The 19863-nt window shown below is 59.9% G+C and carries 15 protein-coding genes; 2 read left to right on the plus strand and 13 right to left on the minus strand.

Annotated features, from left to right (window positions below):
* Positions 1-33 precede the first annotated feature (33 nt).
* Entirely contained in the window at positions 34-648 is a 615-nt protein-coding gene (gene nudE, locus QIT27_RS08840) for an ADP compounds hydrolase NudE (RefSeq protein WP_159342706.1), read from the plus strand.
* A 49-nt stretch (positions 649-697) separates the two neighbouring features.
* Here nudE and QIT27_RS08845 read toward each other — a convergent pair whose 3' ends face one another.
* The 13 genes from QIT27_RS08845 to nrdR all read right to left on the minus strand — a co-directional run bounded on the left by QIT27_RS08845 (position 698) and on the right by nrdR (position 17807).
* Positions 698-1753: an oxidoreductase gene (locus QIT27_RS08845; RefSeq protein ID WP_253015677.1), complete on the minus strand. Its 1056-nt coding sequence runs from the start codon at positions 1751-1753 to the stop codon at positions 698-700.
* A gap of 72 nt (positions 1754-1825) precedes the next feature.
* Positions 1826-3670, minus strand: a complete 1845-nt coding sequence (gene ilvD, locus QIT27_RS08850) for a dihydroxy-acid dehydratase (RefSeq protein ID WP_285263558.1) — start codon at positions 3668-3670, stop codon at positions 1826-1828.
* Positions 3671-3810: 140 nt separating this feature from the next.
* Complete coding sequence (locus QIT27_RS08855; protein WP_285263521.1) at positions 3811-5982, minus strand: methyl-accepting chemotaxis protein; 2172 nt, start codon at positions 5980-5982, stop codon at positions 3811-3813.
* A 219-nt stretch (positions 5983-6201) separates the two neighbouring features.
* Positions 6202-8385 (minus strand): methyl-accepting chemotaxis protein, encoded by a 2184-nt coding sequence (locus QIT27_RS08860; protein ID WP_285263522.1) that lies wholly within the window; start codon positions 8383-8385, stop codon positions 6202-6204.
* Between the two features lie 148 nt (positions 8386-8533).
* Positions 8534-11008: an endopeptidase La gene (lon, locus tag QIT27_RS08865; RefSeq protein ID WP_159342710.1), complete on the minus strand. Its 2475-nt coding sequence runs from the start codon at positions 11006-11008 to the stop codon at positions 8534-8536.
* Between the two features lie 129 nt (positions 11009-11137).
* Positions 11138-12394, minus strand: a complete 1257-nt coding sequence (locus QIT27_RS08870) for a DUF945 family protein (RefSeq protein ID WP_285263523.1) — start codon at positions 12392-12394, stop codon at positions 11138-11140.
* Between the two features lie 53 nt (positions 12395-12447).
* Positions 12448-12921, minus strand: coding sequence for a phosphatidylglycerophosphatase A family protein (locus tag QIT27_RS08875; protein WP_159342712.1), 474 nt, complete (start codon positions 12919-12921; stop codon positions 12448-12450).
* Complete coding sequence (gene thiL / locus QIT27_RS08880) at positions 12918-13895, minus strand: thiamine-phosphate kinase (protein ID WP_285263524.1); 978 nt, start codon at positions 13893-13895, stop codon at positions 12918-12920. The genes QIT27_RS08875 and thiL overlap by 4 nt, the downstream gene beginning before the upstream one ends.
* A 34-nt stretch (positions 13896-13929) precedes the next feature.
* A complete protein-coding gene (gene nusB / locus QIT27_RS08885) occupies positions 13930-14433 on the minus strand; it encodes a transcription antitermination factor NusB (RefSeq protein WP_159342714.1) in 504 nt (167 codons plus the stop codon).
* A complete protein-coding gene (ribH, locus tag QIT27_RS08890; protein WP_285263525.1) occupies positions 14430-14918 on the minus strand; it encodes a 6,7-dimethyl-8-ribityllumazine synthase in 489 nt (162 codons plus the stop codon). The genes nusB and ribH overlap by 4 nt, the downstream gene beginning before the upstream one ends.
* A 4-nt stretch (positions 14919-14922) precedes the next feature.
* On the minus strand, positions 14923-16089 hold the full coding sequence (ribBA, locus tag QIT27_RS08895) for a bifunctional 3,4-dihydroxy-2-butanone-4-phosphate synthase/GTP cyclohydrolase II (RefSeq protein WP_285263526.1): 1167 nt from the start codon (positions 16087-16089) through the stop codon (positions 14923-14925).
* A gap of 72 nt (positions 16090-16161) precedes the next feature.
* The gene (gene ribD, locus QIT27_RS08900) at positions 16162-17310 is read right to left on the minus strand and encodes a bifunctional diaminohydroxyphosphoribosylaminopyrimidine deaminase/5-amino-6-(5-phosphoribosylamino)uracil reductase RibD (RefSeq protein ID WP_285263559.1); all 1149 of its coding nucleotides are present in this window, start codon (positions 17308-17310) and stop codon (positions 16162-16164) included.
* Positions 17310-17807, minus strand: a complete 498-nt coding sequence (nrdR, locus tag QIT27_RS08905; protein WP_285263527.1) for a transcriptional regulator NrdR — start codon at positions 17805-17807, stop codon at positions 17310-17312. The genes ribD and nrdR overlap by 1 nt, the downstream gene beginning before the upstream one ends.
* 255 nt (positions 17808-18062) lie before the next feature.
* Between nrdR and QIT27_RS08910 the strand changes: the two genes are divergently transcribed.
* Entirely contained in the window at positions 18063-19823 is a 1761-nt protein-coding gene (locus QIT27_RS08910) for a sugar phosphorylase (protein WP_285263528.1), read from the plus strand.
* Positions 19824-19863 lie beyond the last annotated feature (40 nt).

Raw genomic sequence — 19863 nt, forward strand, 5'->3', positions numbered from 1 at the left:
GCGTAACCCGTTTTTTGCAGCCACGGAGGCAGAATGTCACGCGACGATACAGCCAACGACCATACGCCGAGCGGCTATCCACGCAAGCCGCAAATACTGGGGCGACAGCGCGTTGCCCAAAGCCGCCTGTTCCAAATCGAGTCGTTGGATTTACGTTTCTCCAACGGCGAGGAGCGACAGTTCGAGCGACTCACGGGCGCTGACCGCGGCGCGGTGATGATTATTGCCATGCCCGACCCGGACCATGTACTGCTCATTCGGGAGTATGCTGCGGGGTTCGAGGATTATGTGCTGACGCTTCCCAAAGGTTTGGTCGACCCCGGCGAAGACATCATCACCGCCGCCAATCGCGAGCTGATGGAGGAGTGCGGCTTCGGTGCGCACCGCATTGAGCCGTTGGTGGAGCTGTCACTAGCACCCAACTATATGCGCCACCGCATGCAGGTGTTAATGGCAACGGATCTCTACCCCAAGCGCTTACCGGGTGACGAGCCAGAGCCGCTGATTGTAGAGACCCATGCCATCGAAGAGCTGCCTGCCCTACTCATGCGCGAGGACTTCCACGAAGCGCGCGCCATCGCGGCGCTCTATATTGCGCGGGATAAGTTGCGCGAAGAGCGGCGCAGTAGCGACATGGATTTGCTGTAACTGTTTGGCTTCACAGTCAGAACGCGCTAGGCGTTCTGGCTGCGGTATATTACAGATGATGCTTGAGCGAGATCCAGCGACGCTGGCGGTGGCTATCTAGGCCAGCTTCCAGCAGGGCCATGCTACGCAGGGCGTCATCGATATCCACGGGCAGCGGCGCTTTATCACGAATCGCCGCACTCACGCCTTGGTAATACGCTAGGTAATCACCCGGTAGCGTGGGGTGCTCGTGACGGACGAGCGGTGCGTCTTCGCCGTCTCCCTCGCGCAGGGTAAGCGTTCCAGGGCTATCCTCTCCCCAGAATGGGGACGGCACCTCTCCGGCTTTCAAGCGATCTTCCTGCGGATCTAGGCCATATTTGATATAGCTACCTTTCGTGCCGTGGAGACGGTAACGCGGCGTCGGCTCGGCAACCAGCGTGCCCGCACTCAAGCTGACGCGTCGACCGTCGTACTCTAGCAGGGCGAGAAAGTCATCATCGGCTTTGGCGCCATCACGCCGTACGCCCAGCTCTAGGAATATGGCATGGGGCAGACCGAACAGTTCGCACGCTTGATCCAGCAGGTGAGGCCCCAAGTCGTACCAGATCCCGCCCCCTGGCGTGGCCTTTTCTCGCCAGCGATCCCGTACTTCTGGGCGGAAACGGTCAAAGCGCGATTCGAATCCCGTTATCCGCCCCAGCGTCCCTGCTTCCAAGAGCGCTTTCAGTGTCAGGAAATCGCTATCCCAACGGCGGTTATGAAAGACCGATATCAGCCGCTCTTTATCAACCGCCAGGGCTTTAAGCTGTTTGGCCTCGGAGAGCGTAACGGTAAACGGCTTATCGACCACCACGTGTTTCCCTGCCGTGAGGGCCGCTTTGGCCAACGGGAAGTGTGTGTCGTTCGGCGTGGGAATGACGATGAGATCGATATCCGGTCGCTTACATAGCGCCAGCGCTTGGCTTTCTACCTCGACATTGGGCAGATCCGCTTTCACCTTGGCCGCATCGCTCGACGAGACGGCCACTAAATCCAGCCCTTCGGTCGCTTGAATCAAAGGGGCGTGAAACGTCTTGCTCGCAAACCCATAGCCAACGAGGCCAACGTTGATGATCGCCTTCATTACAATCCTTAGTCGATGTGACGGTTCAGGTTGGCAAAAAAACAGCCCGCACGAGACGGGCTGTGATGTCGCTTAATCCAGCTTGGAGAGGTCGCGTACCGCGCCTTTGTCAGCGGAGGTAGCGAGTAGCGCATAGGCCTTGAGCGCTGGAGTGACCTTACGCGGACGCTGCTCGACTGGTTTCCAGGCGTCTTTGCCTTTGGCGTCCATCGCTTCACGGCGTTTGGCCAGCTCGGCGTCGCTTAGCTGCACGTTGATCGAGCGGTTGGGAATGTCGATCAGGATGGTATCTCCTTGCTCGACCAAACCAATGGCGCCCCCTGCTGCTGCTTCCGGAGAGACATGACCGATCGACAGGCCCGAGGTACCGCCAGAGAAACGGCCATCGGTGAGCAGTGCACAAGCCTTGCCCAGCCCTTTCGATTTCAGATACGAGGTCGGATACAGCATCTCCTGCATACCGGGGCCACCTTTGGGGCCTTCGTAGCGGATGACGACCACATCGCCCTCTTTCACTTTGCCTTCCAACACGTTGGCCACCGCTTGGTCTTGAGACTCCACCACGTGGGCTTTGCCTTCAAACACCAGAATGGAGTCGTCGACGCCGGCGGTTTTCACCACGCAGCCATCCAGCGCGATGTTGCCGTACAGCACGGCCAAACCGCCCTCGCGGGAGAACGCATGTTCCAAATCACGGATACAGCCGGTGGCGCGGTCGCCATCCAGGCTTGGCCAGCGGGCGCTTTGAGAGAAAGCGGTTTGTGTCGGAACACCGCCCGGGCCTGCTTTGAAGAACTCCACCACGTCAGGGCTTGGCGAGCGCATGATGTCCCACTCGTCCAACGCTGCTTTTAGGCTGTCGCCGTAGACGGTCGGCACCGAGGTATCGAGTACGCCTGCCCGATCCAGCTCACCGAGAATGGCCATGATCCCACCGGCACGGTGGACGTCCTCGATGTGGTACTTCTGGGTATTGGGGGCCACCTTGCACAGCTGCGGCACTTCCCGAGAGAGACGGTCGATATCCGCCATGGTGAAGTCAACTTCCGCTTCTTGGGCGGCGGCCAGCAGGTGAAGAATGGTGTTGGTCGAGCCGCCCATGGCGATATCCAGCGTCATGGCGTTCTTGAAGGCGGCTTTGCTACCAATCGCGCGGGGGAGCAGGTGCACCTCTTCGCCCTCGTAATAGCGTTTGGCCAGCTCGACGATACGATGACCGGCGGTCTCGAACAGACGGCGACGATCGGCGTGGGTCGCCAGGACGGTGCCGTTACCCGGCAAGGCCAACCCCAATGCTTCGGTGAGACAGTTCATGGAGTTGGCGGTGAACATACCCGAGCAGCTTCCGCAGGTAGGGCACGCACTGCGCTCGACTTCAGCCAGGGTTTCGTCATCGACACTGTCGTCGGCCGCCATAACCATGGCATCGACGAGGTCGAGGCCGTGATCCAGGAGTTTGGTCTTACCGGCTTCCATCGGGCCGCCGGAGACGAAAATGACCGGAATATTGAGGCGCATCGCGGCCATCAGCATGCCAGGGGTGATCTTGTCGCAGTTGGAGATACACACCAGCGCATCGGCACAGTGGGCGTTGCACATGTACTCGACGCTATCGGCAATGATGTCGCGACTCGGCAGCGAATAGAGCATACCGTCGTGGCCCATGGCGATCCCATCGTCCACGGCGATGGTGTTGAACTCTTTGGCCACGCCACCCGCTTTTTCGATTTCACGCGCCACCAGTTGGCCCATGTCTTTTAGGTGAACATGGCCCGGGACGAACTGGGTAAACGAGTTGGCGACCGCAATGATCGGTTTATGAAAGTCGTCGTCTTTCATACCGGTGGCACGCCAAAGGGCACGAGCGCCAGCCATATTGCGGCCAGCGGTGGTGGTACGGGAGCGGTACTCGGGCATGGTGTCCTCTACATCTTTATCGTGGCCTGCCGCATACGTGGCGGCAGGCAATTGAATCCAGCGGCCTTAGATTGTGGCATGAGCGCACCGCAGAGACTAGATGTAGAGGGCAACCAAACGCGTGTGATGCCTATGGACGGTTAAAAGGTCTCCCATTCCTCTTCGGCGGGGGCGGTTTCAGGCCGGTTGAGCGCCGGACGGGATGGCGCTTCTGCCTGCGCCTCGTCTTGGCGCTGCGACGGCAGGCTGGAAGTAGAGGCATCACGCCGAGACAGTCGCATCCGCGCGGCTTCGCAGCTCTCCTCCTCTGCGCCTTCTAAACGGAAGGCGGCAATCACGTTCGCTAGGTCGAGCGCTTCGTTGGTCAACCGCTGGGCGGCGCCGGAGATCGATTGTACTTTGCTCGCGTTCTGCTGGGTGACATGATCCATCTCAGAGACCGCCGTATTGATCTGGGCGATACCGCTGCTCTGCTCGTCCGAGGCGGTGCTGATCTCTTCCATGATATCGCTGACACGCATCACTTGGTTGACGACCTGGTCGATGGCCCGTTCGGCCTCTTTGACGGCATCCGCGCCACCGGCAATCTCTTGAGAGGAGGTATCGATCAACCGACGAATCTCACCCGCCGCATCGGCACTGCGCCCGGCCAAGTTGCGTACCTCGTTGGCGACCACGGCAAAGCCGCGCCCCTGCTCCCCTGCCCTGGCGGCTTCGACCGACGCGTTCAAGGCCAGAATATTGGTCTGGAAGGCGATGCCATCGATGACGGTGATGATGTCGTTCATTTTGTCGGCACTGGCCGCGATGCGCTCCATTCGCTCCACCAGCGCCTGCATGCGCTCCCCCGTTTCACGGCTGGTGGTGGCATTTTGCATGGCCAGTTGATTGGCCTGGCGTGCGTTCTCGGTGTTCTGCTGCACCGTGGCCGTCATTTGATCCATGCTGGACGCCGTTTGTTGCAGCGAAGAGGCCTGCTGCTCGGTGCGCGACGCCAACTCCTCGTTTTGCTGCTGGATGTGCTCCGAGGCAGGCGTGACGATCTCCACTTTGTTACCGACTTCGGTAATCAAGCCAGAGAGACTGGCGCGCATGGTTTCCAGGGAAGCCAGCAGCTCCCCCAACTCATCGTCGCGTTTGAGAGTGACACGGTTGGCCAAGTTGCCCGCCGCAATTTGAAACGTCACACGGCGCGCCTCGTTGAGAGAGCGGATCAGTGAACGCAGCACGGCCACGCTGAGCCCCACCATCATTAAAATACCGAACAGGAGAACGCCCAACTGCCCCCACAGTAACCACTGCTGCTGACGCTCGGCATTGGCCATGAGCGTTTGCGCTGCGCTACGCTCGTTATCGACCAGTAAATTGATGGTGGCGCTGATGCTATCGGAGGTCGGCTTCACGACATCATTGAACGCCTCGAACGCGGCGAACCCATTGCCATCGCGTATCGCGGTGAACGCCGTATCAGCGCCGCTCAAGAACGTCGCCAAATGCGCCGTTAGCCCCTGCTGCACGCCGCTGGCTTCCGTGCGCTGGGCAGTGAACGCTTGCCATGTTTGGTTGATGTCCCCCTGGAGTGCGTTCAACTGCTCTTCGAGCAGATCCAGGTCGGCCCGGCGCGGATTGCGCACGGCGGGTTCTAGCGCCTGCAAAAGCTGCCCGGTGCCCTGCTCGATTTGTTGGAGGTCGGCGACGCCTTCAAGGCCCGTTTGATTCAGCGTGCGTAACCGGTCAGCGGAGCTGGTGATCCCGTAGACGCCTGCCGCCCCCGCGACGGCCAGCAGCGCAATGGCGACAATGACCATTCCCATCAGCTTGGCCTGCATACTGCTGAAACTAAAGCGCTGCACCCAACCACGCACGCCGGTGCGTCGTAATGCACCATAATGGAGCTTGAACCGTCGGCTCCGCCCCTGTTGCATGGCGCTATACGCCTTGGCGGCACGAGCGATGGCTTTTTGCCCGGCTTTACGACGAATCGCCGTGTAACCTGCCACTCGGTTGCCGTCGAGCAGCGGCGCTACCGTGGTATGCACCCAATACGTATCGCCATTCTTACAGCGGTTTTTGACGACCCCTTGCCACGTTCTACCTTTTTCGATGGTGGCCCACATGTTGCTGAAGACCAACGCGGGCATGTCTGGATCACGAAAGATGCTGTGGGGTTCGCCCATCAGCGCCGTCTGTGAGTAACCACTGACATCGATGAATGTCTGGTTGACGTAGGTGATCTTTCCCTGCCGGTCAGAGCGTGAAATCAACACCTGATCGTCTGACAATTCGAATGCTGCCTGGCTGGATATGCTCATCAAGAACCCCACCTGTTATTTTTGAGAAAGGCCTGTTTTGCCTATGACCCAGCGACGTCCTTTTTACCAAGCCGTGACCTGACGTCGAGCCGCTTTCCGACCAACGCCTCACACCAAAAGATGCAGCAAAAAATATGCCACCCGGCGGGTGGCATATTCAAATGATCGATCATGCGATACATCAATGGTGATTAAACGCAGCGCTGCGCCTCACCTCATTCAAAACGCATCCCACTCCTCGTTCTCATTGTGAGCCGGCGTATGCGCGCGCTGGCGAGCGCTCGATTCTTGCGTCGGCGCGTCACTCGGCAGGGCTGCTACGTTCTGCTTGACGGCTTTCTGAGCCCGCGCCAGCTTTTCACGGGCCGTGCTGGTGCTCTCGGCCTGAGCGCCTTCGAGGCGGAAGGCATCGACGACGTTGGCAAGCTCGAAGGCTTCCAGCGCCAGGTTGTCTGCCGAGGCCGCGATCGACTGCACTTTGGTGGCGTTTTGCTGGGTCACCCCATCCATTTCGGCAATGGCGGCATTGATCTGGCCAATTCCGCTGCTCTGCTCGCTCGACGCAGTACTAATCGAGGCCATGAGGTCGCTCACGCGGCTCACCTGCTCCACCACGTTTTCGATCGCGCGCTCGGCTTGCTCGACAGCGCTTCGACCGCCGCTCACCTCTTGGGTGGTGCTATCGATCATTTTGCGAATTTCTTGGGCGGCGTCGGCACTGCGGCTTGCCAACGTGCGTACCTCGCTGGCGACCACGGCAAAGCCTCGCCCATGCTCGCCCGCCCGGGCTGCTTCGACCGACGCATTGAGCGCCAGAATGTTGGTTTGGAAAGCAATGCTGTCGATGACACCGATCATCTCGGTCATCTTCTCCGCGCTTTTGGCAATGCGCTGCATGCGCTCGACGAGCTGCTCCATCTGCTGGCGGGTATCCCGCGTGCTGGCGGCATTTTGTTGAGCCAATTCCGTGGCTTGGCGGGCATTGTCGTTGTTTTGCTGAACGGTCGATGTCATCTCCTCCATGCTCGACGCCGTTTGCTGCAACGAAGACGCCTGCTGCTCCGTCCGCGAGGCAAGCTCCTCGTTCTCGGCGGCAATTTGCTGAATCGCGGGGGTTACCACGGAAACACGGTTCTCCACGTCGCCGACGATGCTCGAAAGACTGAAGCGCATCGTATCCAGGGAGTAGAGCAGCTCTCCCAACTCGTCATTGCTCTGGCGGCGCTCTCGAGCCGCCAAATTACCGGCGGCGATTTGAAACGTCATGTAGCGCGCGCCCGCCAGACTGCGAAACACCGATTTCAAAATGAATACGCTGAGCGCCACTAGGACGCAGATACCAATGAGTAGGAGTACCGACTGAGCAAGAAACATCTGATGGCGGCCTTGACGCGCATCGTCCATCAAATCGGCGGCGCCCGCTCGCTCCTCATCCACTAGCTGACTGTTGAGCTCGCGGATACTGGCCGTGGCGGGCAGCACCTCGCTATTGAGCGCCTCGAACGCTGCGAAGCCGTTGGCTTGGTCGATCGCATCGACGGCCCCCGTCACGCCAGCGCGCCAAGCAGCGAAGGCCTCATCGAACCCCTGAAGCACCGTTTGCGACGCGCTACTGGTTTGGCGATACGTCTCCCATAGTGTTTGGGCACTTTGCGTGTTGGCCGCTAATTGCGTCGAGACGGCCTCCATATCCACACGACGCGGATTTCTGACCGCAGGTTCCAACTCCTCCACGGCCAACCCAATGTGGCGCTCGATGAGCTGCAGGTCGGCAACGGACTCTAGTCCGGCGCGATTGAGCGTTTCCAGGCGCTCGCCGGAAACGTTCAAACCGTACAGACCCAGCCCGCCCGACAGCCCCAACAGCACGACCGCCGCGATGACCATTCCCGTCAGCTTGGCTTTGAGGCTAGTAAATTGAAAGCGCGCGACAATGCCGCCCAAACCGCGACGCTTCAACGCCCCTTGGTGCAGCGCATAGCGGCGTGACTTGCCTTTTTCACGTATGTCGGCATAAACCTGTTCGGCCAGTGCGATACGCTTGGCCGACGCTTTACGGCGCAGCGAGGTATAGCCCACGATGCGGTCGCCATCTCGCAAGGGAGCAACCGTGGCGTTGACCCAATAGTAATCACCATTTTTGCGTCGATTCTTGACCGTCCCCTGCCAAGTACCGCCCGCTTGAATGGTTTTCCAAAAATCGGCGTACGCCGCTTCGGGCATATCGGGGTGGCGGATCAGATTGTGCGGTGCGCCCAGCAGCTCATCCCGCGAGTAGCCGCTGACCTCCACGAAGGCAGCGTTGGCATAGGTCACGTTACCTTTCAAATCAGAACGTGAAATGAGTACGGTCTCTTCATCGAGCACGTATTCACGTTGAGTAACGGGCTGGTTATTGCGCATAGAAGCTCCCTGACGCTTTATTTTTAATAATTGATTTTGCACCATTATCACGAATTTCCGGGGAACTTAACCAGTAAACAGATGTAAAAAAGCGCCGCTCTCTTCAGAGCGGCGCTGGGGTGAACGAAAAGGCTTAGGGCGTCACACGCTATTTGAAGACCACGTTCGCCACGTCTTTATAGCGATTGGCGAAATGAACGGTCATGCCCTCTTTGAGGTAGTCGGGCAGCTCCTCGTAATCTCGACGGTTGGCCTCGGGGAGAATCACCTCGAAGATCTCGCTGCGCCGCGCAGCGATGACTTTCTCACGAATGCCTCCCACCGGTAGAACTTGCCCTGTCAGGGTCAGCTCACCGGTCATGGCCAGCGGACGATCGATGGCTTGGTGCTTCGCCAGCGATAGCAGCGCCGTCGTCATGGTCACCCCGGCGGAAGGGCCATCTTTGGGCGTAGCGCCTTCAGGCACGTGCAGGTGGACGAACGCGGAGTCGAAGAAGTCGGCATCCGCGCCATACTCGGCCAAATGGCCAAGGGTATAGCTATAGGCGATGTTGGCAGACTCCTTCATGACATCGCCCAGCTTGCCGGTCAGCTTGAAACCGCGATCCAGCGAGTGCACTTTTCCGGCTTCGATGGGGAGCGTGGCGCCACCCATGGAGGTCCAGGCCAGCCCGGTCACCACCCCTTCACCTTTGAGCACTTTCTCTTTACGGAAGAGCGGCGCACCGAGAAACTCTTCGAGGTTTTTCACCGAAATCTTGACGGTATCGACCTCCTCTTCGAGCAATTTCACCGCCGCTTTGCGTACGATACGGTGGAGCTGTTTTTCCAGTTGGCGAACACCGGCCTCGCGGGCATACCCATCGATGACCTGCTTTAACGCCGCGTCGCTGAGATTGATACGCTTCTTCGGCAGATTGTCGCGTTTGAGCAGCTTCGGCCAGAGGTGATGCTTGGCGATTTGCAGCTTCTCTTCAGCGATATAGCCTGAGAGACGAATCTGCTCCATGCGGTCCAAGAGCGGGCCGGGAATGCTATCCAGTGTGTTGGCGGTACATACGAAGAGCACCTTGGAGAGATCCATGCGCACGTCGAGGTAGTGATCCAGAAAATCGACGTTCTGCTCAGGATCGAGGACTTCGAGCAGTGCCGACGCAGGGTCGCCCTGGAAGGATTGCCCCAGCTTATCGATCTCATCGAGCATGATGACCGGGTTCTCGACCTCCACCTCTTTGAAGGCCTGGACCAGCTTACCGGGCATTGCCCCCACGTAGGTGCGACGATGGCCTTTGATCTCGGCCTCGTCTCGCATGCCCCCCACGGAAAAGCGGTAGAACTCACGGCCCAGCGCCTCGGCGATGGAGCGCCCAATAGAGGTTTTACCCACCCCTGGCGGGCCTACCAACAGCACGATGGAACCGCCTACATCACCTTTGAAGGTACCTTCGGCCAGAAACTCGATGATGCGCTCTTTGACATCTTTCAAACCGTCGTGGTCGCGGTCGAGGACTTGCCGGGCATGGGCAAGATCCAACTTATCCTGGCTGGTGACGCCCCAAGGCAGCGAGGTCAGCCAGTCGAGGTAGTTACGCGTGGTGCCGTATTCCGGGGAGCCGGTTTCCAACACGCTGAGCTTATTCAACTCGTCATCGATGCGCGCCTGCACCCGCTCGGGCACCACCAGCGATTCCAGGCGGTTTCTGAACGTATCGACGTCGTTTTCACGATCATCTTTGGAGATACCCAGTTCGCGCTGAATGACCTTGAGCTGTTCGCGTAGGAAGAATTCCCGCTGACGCTCCTGCATCTGCGCGTTGACCTGCTCGCTGATTTCGCTTTGGAGTTGGGCGACATCGATCTCTTTACGCAGCAGCGGCAGCACTTTGTGCATGCGCTCAGCAACAGGCAGCGTGGCCAGCACGTCCTGCAGCTCCGGGCCTTTGGCCGACGTGATGGCCGCCGCGAAATCGGTCAGTGGGCCGGGCTGATGCGGACTGAAACGGTTCAGGTAGTGCTTCAGCTCTTCCCCATACAGCGGGTTGATCGGCAGCAGTTCTTTGATGCCGTTGATGATCGCCATGGCATAGGCACGGGTCTCTTCGTCTTCGGCATTGACCGGCTCTTTGGGGTAGGTCACTTCGACCAAATACGGCGGCTCTTTGGAGAGCCAGCGCTGAATTTTGAAGCGCTGAAGACCCTGAGCGATGAACTGAATCTGCTGATCTTCGCTCTTGAGTTTATGAACCTTGACCGCTGTACCGATCTCGGGAAAGCCCTCATGGTCCAGCGATTCGACGCCCTGCTCGCCCACGAAGGCCACGCCAATCGTGTGGTGCGGCGTATTGCCAACGCGACGCATGGTCTCTTCCCAGCGTTCGCGGTTGATCACCAGCGGCTGCACCTGGGCAGGGAAAAAGGGGCGATTGTGGATCGGTAGGAGATAAATGCGCTCGGGCAGCATGTCGCTGGCGGGTACTAACGAGCTTACCCGTTCGCCGTCCGAACGGTAGTCATCGCTGTGCGCACTCTCTGCGTGAGCATCCTGTTCCTGGGAATCTGGAGACTCAGCATCGGTGAGCCAGTCGTGGTGTTCGTGATCGCGGTCGTAATCCTGGTCGCTCATGCGCCCTCCCATCAACAGTGACCCGCGGCTTTCGCCGCTTAGCATGCTTCAAGGAATGTGGGCACAGAGTGAAAACTTCAACCCTAAAGACGATTTACCTAGCCGCCCACTGACCTCTATCAGGAGCACTCACGGCTGCCATAGCGGCGGCATCGGCCGCCCGTTGACACGCCATACCCCTCGAATCACATCGAACTGTAGCTCGCGAGTGCCCAACGGTAGGCCGAGCCAGAGTGCCGCCACGGTTGGGGCGTCGTGCCAAATGAAGTCCCCATCGATGCGCTCGATCCAGCGTGCGCGTTCGACCGGTTTGTCAAGCGCGGTAATGCTCAGCTCTTCGAGGCGCCGCGCATCGAAGAATAGCGCGCCCTCTGCGTCCACTTGCAGCCCCAACAGCGGGCTATCCAAAGCAATGGTGGTGACATCGAGCCGTGGTGAATCGCTCAAGACCTGGCGCAGATCAGGCTCCAAACGCGCCAACAGGCCCTCCGCCATGGGCAAGCTCGCGTCGCCCCAGGCAGCCTCTTGGCGCAGACGACGAATCGTCTGCCGAACGGCGTCGCCATTCAAACGCGACAGCTCTGCCTCGATGCGACCGCTGAGAAGCGGGGTGTCGGGCGCTTCACTGGGCACGCGCACCTCGCCTACGATCAGCTCGCCTTTCAGGCGTAGCTCGCTCTCGTCCAGCTCCATATGGCTATGGAGCTCCAGGGGAGCGACGTGAATGTCGTAAGCCGGATAATGCAGCGCCAGCTGCTCGATATGCAGGTGATCCCGCTGGGCAAAATGGTAGGCATCGTCGATGTAGGTGTAGCGACTTTCCAGGGTGACTGGGCCAAGCGTGAGCTGCGACAGACCGTCGGTCAGCGTGAGTTGATCCAGCAGCCCGCGTAAGCGCCAGTCACCAAACACTCCCTCCAGGCGAACCCGTGCGCCACGTACGTCCAGCTCGCGTCCATTTTGCTGAATGACGAAGGGGGCCAGTGCCAAGCGAAGTTCGGTATGACCGCTCAAGGTCTGATAGCGGCCCTGCCAGCGCGGCACGGAGGGCGCGGAGACCTCCCCCACCGCTTTTTGCAGCACGCTATCCAAACGCGGCAGCAGCGTGCCTTCGACATCGGTGCTCAATACCCCGTGTCGGGCTCGGTAGGAGAGTTCCAAACGCCAGGGACGGCCCAACAGTGGCGAGAGAATGAGCCGCCCCCGGGACGTGAGCCACCCTTGGCGACTCTCCACTCGGCTGACTCGCCATTCGCCTCGGGCCTCTAAGTCCTCCAGCGCCTGACGAAGGCTGCGCTCGAAAAGTACGCTGGATAGCAGTTGCGCGACCATCCACACGACGGCTATCGTCGCGAGAATAGGCACGATCAAACGTTCCTTGCGCATGCTATCTCCTTGAACGGTCTCTCAACGAGACCCGACTCCATGCCACCGATCGCTCAATGCAGCCAAAACCATAGGTGCATGGTGCTCCAGGCGTAGATCCCTGCCATGACATCGTCGATCATGATGCCAAATCCGCCCGCGACCCGGCGGTCGGCCCAGCGAATGGGCCAAGGTTTGAAAACATCGAAAATGCGGAACACCACGAATCCCCATAGCGCCGCTTCCCAGGAGAATGGCACGGCTGCCATGGTAATCCAATAGCCAACGAACTCATCCCACACGATCCCCGAGTGGTCATGCACGCCCAGGTCGTGGGAGGTCTTGTCACATAGCCAAACCCCGACGACAAACGCGGCCAACACGATTCCCAGGTACCAACCCAGGCTTAAGTCGGCCATCATCCAGTAAAAGGGAATGGCGGCCAGCGTGCCGAAGGTACCCGGAGCCCACGGCACCGTGCCGCTGCCCAGGCCAAACGCAAAAAAGTGAGTGGGGCGTCGCCAAACGCTCGCCGGTGCACGATTCATCGGGCACCCCCACGGAAGTGCTGCCAGCCCATCGCCCCTTCGGCAGGCACCCCCGTCACGCCGAGCGCTTGCGTGCAATAGCCGATCACGCTTAGCGCAAGGCCACTCTCGGCAAGCTGCGCGGCAGCCTCTTCGAGCCGGTCAGGCGGCAGCGTCACCAGAAGTTCGTAATCATCTCCGCCGGAGAGCGCTGCAGTCAGCGCCTGCTCATGACCGAGCGTCTCGACCAGCCCCTCGACCAGCGGCAGCGCGTCGGGGATGAGGTCGACTCCCACGCCGGATGCGGCACGCAAATGAGCCAAATCCGCCAGCAGACCGTCGGAAACATCCATGGCCGCCGACGCCAACCCGCGAAGCACGATGCCCGCGCCAAGCCTCGGCTGCGGCAAAAGATAGCGCTGAAGCAACGGGTGCCCGAGGTCTCGCTCACCCTGTTGCCACAGCGCTAGCCCGCCTGCACCGCCACCTAGGGCGCCGGTCACCGCGACGACATCGCCTGGCCGTGCACCTGACCGAGTCATCGCTAACCCCGTCGGCACCTCGCCCATGACCGTCACCCCGATACTCAGCTCGCCAGAAGTCACATCGCCGCCCACCAGCGCTGTGTCGTACTGCTGACAAAGCGCATGAAAGCCACTGGCATAGCGAGATAGCCACCGCTCAGCAGCGGCATCATCGTTGAATGCCCGCTGGTCGAGGGTCAGCGCCATGAGGCACCAGCGCGGAGCTGCGCCCATGGCCGCCAAATCGCTCAGCGCGACTGCCAACGCACGATGCCCCACCGCATGGGCAGGGGCATCGTGGGGGAAGTGGACGTTCACCACTGACGTATCCACGCTAACAGCCAGCTGCTGGCCAGACTGGGGAATCAATAACGTGGCGTCATCGCCGCATCCTAGGGCAACGCCATCTGTCGCTTGCGCCTCCTGCGGCGACATGAAGTAACGTCGAATCAGATCGAATTCGGCAAGCACAAAGGCCCCTTAAACGCTTGATCAGCCCTGCCGCTTACAGGCGGCGGGCGCTGACTTCGGCACTTCGTAAGCGGTTCGCCAGCTTATCGAGAATGCCATTCACGTATTTATGGCCGTCGGTGGCGCCAAATGATTTTGCCAGCTCAACGCCTTCGTTAATCACCACGCGGTAAGGCACTTCCATCCGCCGGGAAAGCTCGTACGCCCCCAGGCGAAGAATGGCCAGTTCTACCGCGTCCAAATCTTCCAGACGACGATCCAGCAACGGGGCAATTTCACGGTCCAGCTCGGCTTTGAAGCGTACCGTGTTGTGCAGCAGCTCATGGAACAGCGCTTTGTCCGCGATCTCCATGACCTTCACCCAGTTCTCATGATCTTCGAGATCGTCGTCGGCCACCTGGCTGCGAAATTCCGCCTCGATGGTGGTAATGGACTTACCGGTCATCTGCCACTGGTAAAGCCCTTGTACCGCTAATTCCCTTGCGGCGTGACGCCCCTGCTGTGCGGCTGAGGGCTTGCGCTCACGACGCTCACTCATTGGGAATCTCCGACCGGCAGCGCGCGCAGCAGTGAGACCATTTCCATCGCCGCCATGGCAGCTTCGGTGCCTTTGTTGCCGGCTTTGGTGCCTGCACGCTCGATGGCCTGCTCGATGGACTCAACGGTCAGTACGCCGTTGGCAACTGGCGTATTGAACTCCAACTGGAGATGATTGATGGCCGTGTTACAGCCACCGGCCACGTACTCGAAGTGCGGCGTGCCGCCACGAATGACCGCGCCAAGGGCGATCACTGCATCGGGCTTCATCACGTTGAGCACTCGCTTGACGGCCAGGGGCAATTCCCAGGCGCCAGGAACGTGAACGATATGGATATTCTCCATGTCCACACCGTGACGCGTCAGGCTGTCGACAGCGCCTTCTACCAAGCTATCCACAACGTGGTGATTAAAGCGGCCCACCACGATGACGTAGCGCCCATCGACGTCTACAAAAGTGCCTTCGATTTGCGAAAGGGATTGCATCAATTTATACCTGCTGAAAAGTTGGCTCGTCGGCCGTGTCATTCGGACCCAAGCGCTCGACGACTTCCAGGTCGAACCCAGAGAGCGCGGAGAACTTCCACGGTGAGCTGAGTAACCGCATCTTACCCACGCCGAGATGGCGCAGAATCTGCGAACCCGTACCAATCGTTAAATAATTGCCAGAGCCATCGGAATCGCTGTTGCGCGGCTGACGCACCCGATCCAGATAGATATCTAGCTGGTCTTTCAAATCTTGATTCGGCCGTCCGTCGTCGATCAAAACGAACACGCCTGCAGACGCTTGGGCAATTTGATCAATGGCACGATGCGCATCCCAACGGCACTGCTCGCCTTTCATCAACCCCATTACATCGCGCAGCGTATCGGCCAAATGCACGCGAACGGTGGTCGCCTGCTCGGGCGTTGGCTGCCCCTTCACGAGGGCCAGATGGTGAGCGCCCTGGATACGATCACGGAAGACGTGAAGCGCTAGTTCGCCATGCACGGTGGTGACCTGGGTCGTTTCGACGTGATCCACCGTCTGCTCATTCACGATACGATAGTGGATCAAATCGGCAATGGTGCCCATCTTGATACCGTGCGCCTTGGCAAAGGCCTCCAGCTCCGGGCGGCGGGCCATACTGCCATCATCGTTCATGATCTCGCAAATGACGCCGCTGGGGTCCAAACCCGCCAGCGCTGCCAGATCGCAGGCGGCTTCGGTATGCCCTGCGCGGCGCAGTACGCCGCCTGGCTCGGCCATCAGCGGGAAAATGTGGCCCGGCTGAACGATATCCGAGGGCTTGGCATTCGGAGCAACGGCGGCCTGCACCGTCCGAGCACGATCGGCAGCGGAAATACCGGTGGTGACCCCTTCGGTCGCCTCGATGGAGAGCGTGAACTTGGTACCAAAACCGGAGCCATTGTCCCGCACCATCAGCGGCAGGTTGAGCTGCTCGCAGCGCTCGCGGGTCATCGGCATACAAATTAGACCGCAGGCATACCGCGCCATGAAGTTGATATGCTCAGGCTTCACCATTTCGGCGGCCATGATGATATCACCTTCGTTCTCGCGATCCTCATCGTCCATGAGAATCACCATTTTGCCCTGGCGAATGTCATCTACCAGCTCAGCGATGGGGGATAAACCCTCTGAAGAGGAGTGCGCCATGGAATCTCCAAAAAATAGGCTCGCATCGTATGCGAATTCGGGCGTCAGGGTACCTTGCAATGACGGCTTGCGCTAGTCAGCCTGCGGGGTGGCAATGATCCACCAGTCGCTCCCAACGGTTCGCGATGCCGTCACCGTCAAACGTTTCTGATCGGCCATCTGGGTAATCCCCGGCAGAGCAAATAGCGGCCTGGCCTCGCCGCCCAACAGCGTGGGCGCGACAAAAAGCTGCAGCTCATCGATCAAATCCGCCTCTAGCAGTGCGCCCGCCAGCGTGGCACCCGTTTCCACCAACAGTTCGTTAACCTGCTCATTATCCGCTAGCCAGCGCAGCATGTCAGCCAGCGCAATACGCCCGTTTTCGGCAGGTACTACCTGAATCTCGGCCCCGGCTTCTGCCAGTTTACGCCGTTTCTCTTCGCTGTGTTGATCCGTCGTGATGATGAGCGTGCGCCCCGGCTCGCGCAGGCAGGCAGCTGCTAGTGGAAGACGAAGGCGCGAATCGAGGATCACCCGTAGCGGTTGGCGCTGGACGATGTCATCGGCGTTGTCCAGCGCTAACTGGTCGGCCCTGAGGGTGAGGCGGGAGTCATCCATGATCAGAGACTCCACGCCGCTCAGTATGGCGCTTGACCGGGCACGCAGACGCTGCACCTGCGTGCGCGCCTGGGGCCCGGTGATCCACTGCGACTCACCTGACCCCATCGCGGTACGACCATCCAGACTCATGGCCATTTTCAACCGCACGTAGGGGCGGCCGCGCTCCATCCGGGAGATGAACCCTGGGTTGAGCGCCTTGGCGTCGGTCTCGAGCAGCCCCACCTGCACCTGGATGCCCCCCGCCTCTAAATGGGCGATGCCACCCCCACTAACCCGAGGGTTCGGGTCCTGCATCGCCACGACGACACGGGCAACACCGGCATCGGCCAGTGCTACGGCGCAGGGGCCGGTCCGTCCGGTATGGGAGCAGGGCTCGAGCGTGACATAGGCGGTAGCGCCTCGAGCCTCGCTGCCCGCTGCCTGCAGCGCATGGATTTCTGCGTGGGGTTCTCCGGCACGCACGTGGTACCCCTCCCCCACGATATGACCCTCTTCGCTGTCCGCGAAGGACACGATCACGCACCCCACTCTCGGATTGGGGTCGGTGGTATACACCCCCCGCTTGGCCAATTGAATCGCGCGGGCCATATAGCGATGGTCGGCAGTGGAGAACTCACCCATCATGATGCTCCGTTCGATGAACCCTGTCCGGCCGACTCCTCGGAGGGCTCCTGGGAGAGCCGGTCGATTTCAGCGCGGAATTCGTCGAGATCCTGAAACTTGCGGTATACCGAGGCAAAGCGAATGTAGGCAACTTGATCGAGACTACGAAGCGCTTTCATCACGGCCTCACCGATCTCGCGGGCGTTCACTTCACGGTCGCCGCGGGCGCGCAGCGTTTGCCGTATACGCTCGACCGAGGCCTCTATGGCTTCGGCGCTGACCGGACGCTTTTCCAGCGCGCGCAGCATGCCGTCGCGTAACTTCGCTTCATTGAAGCTTTCACGAGAGCCGTCGGATTTCACCACCCGCGGCATAATCAGCTCGGCGGTTTCGTAAGTCGTAAAGCGTTCATGGCAGTTGGCGCACTGGCGACGACGGCGCACCTGGTCCCCCTCTGCCACCAGCCTGGAATCTGTCACTCTCGTATCGTTTGCACCACAAAAAGGGCAATGCATGGCAGTCAACCTATTATCAGTACGCACTAGAACCAGTGCGTGCAGCGTGTCAGCCTGGGCGAACGAGCAGCATCAAGGCGTCGGCCCTAGCGCGCTTCGCCATTTTATAAACTGTTTTATCGCCAACGGGTCGGCGGCAGCGTCAGCCACGACCTGATGGCATAGCGGTGTTATACGACGCGTATCTCATCGTATTGTAACGATTTGGCACACAAGCTGCAGCGTTTGTCGAAGTTGATTGATAGGACGCCCGCTATGACCGCTTTCGAACAGACCGTTCACCGCTACCTCACCCATCTATATGGCCCGCGCGCCGGGGAGGTTCAGCGGCGAATAGGACAGCACCTTGCGCATTTTCGCGCGATGCCGACGACCGCCCCAACGACGAGCGAGACGCCTCACGATGCACCAACATGGAGCGAACAAGATCAGTGGGTCATCTGTTACGGCGACTCCATTGTGGAGGAGGGAACGCCGCCGTTAGCGGTGCTGGATACCTTTCTGCAGCGCTACCTGGGGGATGCCATCAGCGGGATCCACGTGCTGCCCTTTTTCCCCTGGAGCAGTGACGACGGTTTTTCGGTGATTCATTACCGCGAGGTCAATAGCGAGCTGGGCGAGTGGGCGCATATTCAAAACTTGGCCAGCCACTATGATTTGATGGCCGATTTAGTGCTCAATCATGTCTCGCGGGAGTCGCTCTGGTTCGTCGATTACCTGACCGGCAGCCTGCCCGGTCGCGACTACTTTATTGAAGTCGATCCGGATACCGATGTTTCCCAGGTCACCCGACCACGCAGTAGCCCACTCCTAGTGCCGATCTCTACGCGCCGGGGGACGCGCCACGTGTGGGCGACTTTCTCGGAAGACCAAATAGATCTCAACTTCGAAAACCCGGATGTGTTGCTCGAGTTCGTGGGTATTTTGCTGTTCTACCTACAGCAAGGAGTGCGCATTATTCGCTTGGACGCGGTGGCATTTTTGTGGAAGCGCCTGGGCACCTCCTGCATTCACCTGCCCGAAACCCATACGGTGGTGCGCTTACTTCGCGCCATCGTGGATGAAATAGCCCCCGGTACGCTGCTGATCACCGAAACCAACGTGCCCCATGCCGAAAACATCAGCTACTTTGGCTTGGAGCGATTAGCGGAAGGCGCGCCCGATGAAGCCCACATGGTGTACCAGTTCGCCCTGCCCCCGCTGCTACTGCACACCTTGACTCGCGGCGAAGCGACGACGCTGCAAACGTGGCTGAACAGCCTGCCAGTACTACCGAAGCAGTGCACCTACCTAAATTTCACCGCCAGCCACGACGGTATCGGCATACGACCGCTAGAAGGCCTGCTGCCCGACCATGAGCGCGACGCGCTGCTGGAGCTGATGCACCGCTTTGGTGGGTTTGTCAGTATGCGCAGCAACCCTGACGGTAGCGACACGCCCTACGAGATCAACATTACCTGGTTTGAAGCCATGCGCGGCACCCGCCGCGGGCCAGACCCGTGGCAAATTGCGCGCTTTTTATGCAGCCAGGCGATCATGCTGAGCCTGCAAGGGATACCCGCGCTCTATATCCATACGCTCACCGGCACGCTGAACGATGTCGAAGGCGTGGAACGCAGCGGCCGCTTACGCTCGATCAACCGTCGCCGCTGGCAGCTCGATGAGCTAGCTCTGCTATTAGAGAGCCCTTCCACCCCGACCCACGACGTGTTCCACGCCCTGCATCGGCTGCTAACACAGCGCCGTCAAGAGTCCTGCTTTCACCCCAACGCACCGCAGCGCGTCATAGAAACGCCCCCTGAACTGCTGGCGATCGAGCGCGGCCCGCTCGCCAGCGGCCGACGCCTACTCGCCCTGTACAACGTCACCGATGGCAAGGTTGACCTCGCCCACGCAGGCGATGCTCTGAACCAAGCGCTCACTCAGCACCACTGGCAGCCGCTAGACACGCTGACCGCTCACCACGAGGAAACACTGCCGCCCTATGCCGTCCGCTGGCTGGTGGCCGATGCGTAAGACTTGCGACAAAACGCCTCAGCCGTGCACGAACGTCGTT

The sequence above is a fragment of the Halomonas sp. LC1 genome (assembly GCF_030247125.1).
Classification (GTDB): Bacteria; Pseudomonadota; Gammaproteobacteria; order Pseudomonadales; family Halomonadaceae; genus Vreelandella.

What these genes read in the sequence shown, in the direction of transcription:
- nudE (WP_159342706.1), top strand. Translation starts at nt 34, where the DNA reads ATGTCACGCGACGATACAGCCAACGACCATACGCCGAGCGGCTATCCA.
- QIT27_RS08845 (WP_253015677.1), bottom strand. Translation starts at nt 1,753, where the DNA reads ATGAAGGCGATCATCAACGTTGGCCTCGTTGGCTATGGGTTTGCGAGC.
- ilvD (WP_285263558.1), bottom strand. Translation starts at nt 3,670, where the DNA reads ATGCCCGAGTACCGCTCCCGTACCACCACCGCTGGCCGCAATATGGCT.
- QIT27_RS08855 (WP_285263521.1), bottom strand. Translation starts at nt 5,982, where the DNA reads ATGAGCATATCCAGCCAGGCAGCATTCGAATTGTCAGACGATCAGGTG.
- QIT27_RS08860 (WP_285263522.1), bottom strand. Translation starts at nt 8,385, where the DNA reads ATGCGCAATAACCAGCCCGTTACTCAACGTGAATACGTGCTCGATGAA.
- lon (WP_159342710.1), bottom strand. Translation starts at nt 11,008, where the DNA reads ATGAGCGACCAGGATTACGACCGCGATCACGAACACCACGACTGGCTC.
- QIT27_RS08870 (WP_285263523.1), bottom strand. Translation starts at nt 12,394, where the DNA reads ATGCGCAAGGAACGTTTGATCGTGCCTATTCTCGCGACGATAGCCGTC.
- QIT27_RS08875 (WP_159342712.1), bottom strand. Translation starts at nt 12,921, where the DNA reads ATGAATCGTGCACCGGCGAGCGTTTGGCGACGCCCCACTCACTTTTTT.
- nusB (WP_159342714.1), bottom strand. Translation starts at nt 14,433, where the DNA reads ATGAGTGAGCGTCGTGAGCGCAAGCCCTCAGCCGCACAGCAGGGGCGT.
- ribH (WP_285263525.1), bottom strand. Translation starts at nt 14,918, where the DNA reads ATGCAATCCCTTTCGCAAATCGAAGGCACTTTTGTAGACGTCGATGGG.
- ribBA (WP_285263526.1), bottom strand. Translation starts at nt 16,089, where the DNA reads ATGGCGCACTCCTCTTCAGAGGGTTTATCCCCCATCGCTGAGCTGGTA.
- ribD (WP_285263559.1), bottom strand. Translation starts at nt 17,310, where the DNA reads ATGGGTGAGTTCTCCACTGCCGACCATCGCTATATGGCCCGCGCGATT.
- nrdR (WP_285263527.1), bottom strand. Translation starts at nt 17,807, where the DNA reads ATGCATTGCCCTTTTTGTGGTGCAAACGATACGAGAGTGACAGATTCC.
- QIT27_RS08910 (WP_285263528.1), top strand. Translation starts at nt 18,063, where the DNA reads ATGACCGCTTTCGAACAGACCGTTCACCGCTACCTCACCCATCTATAT.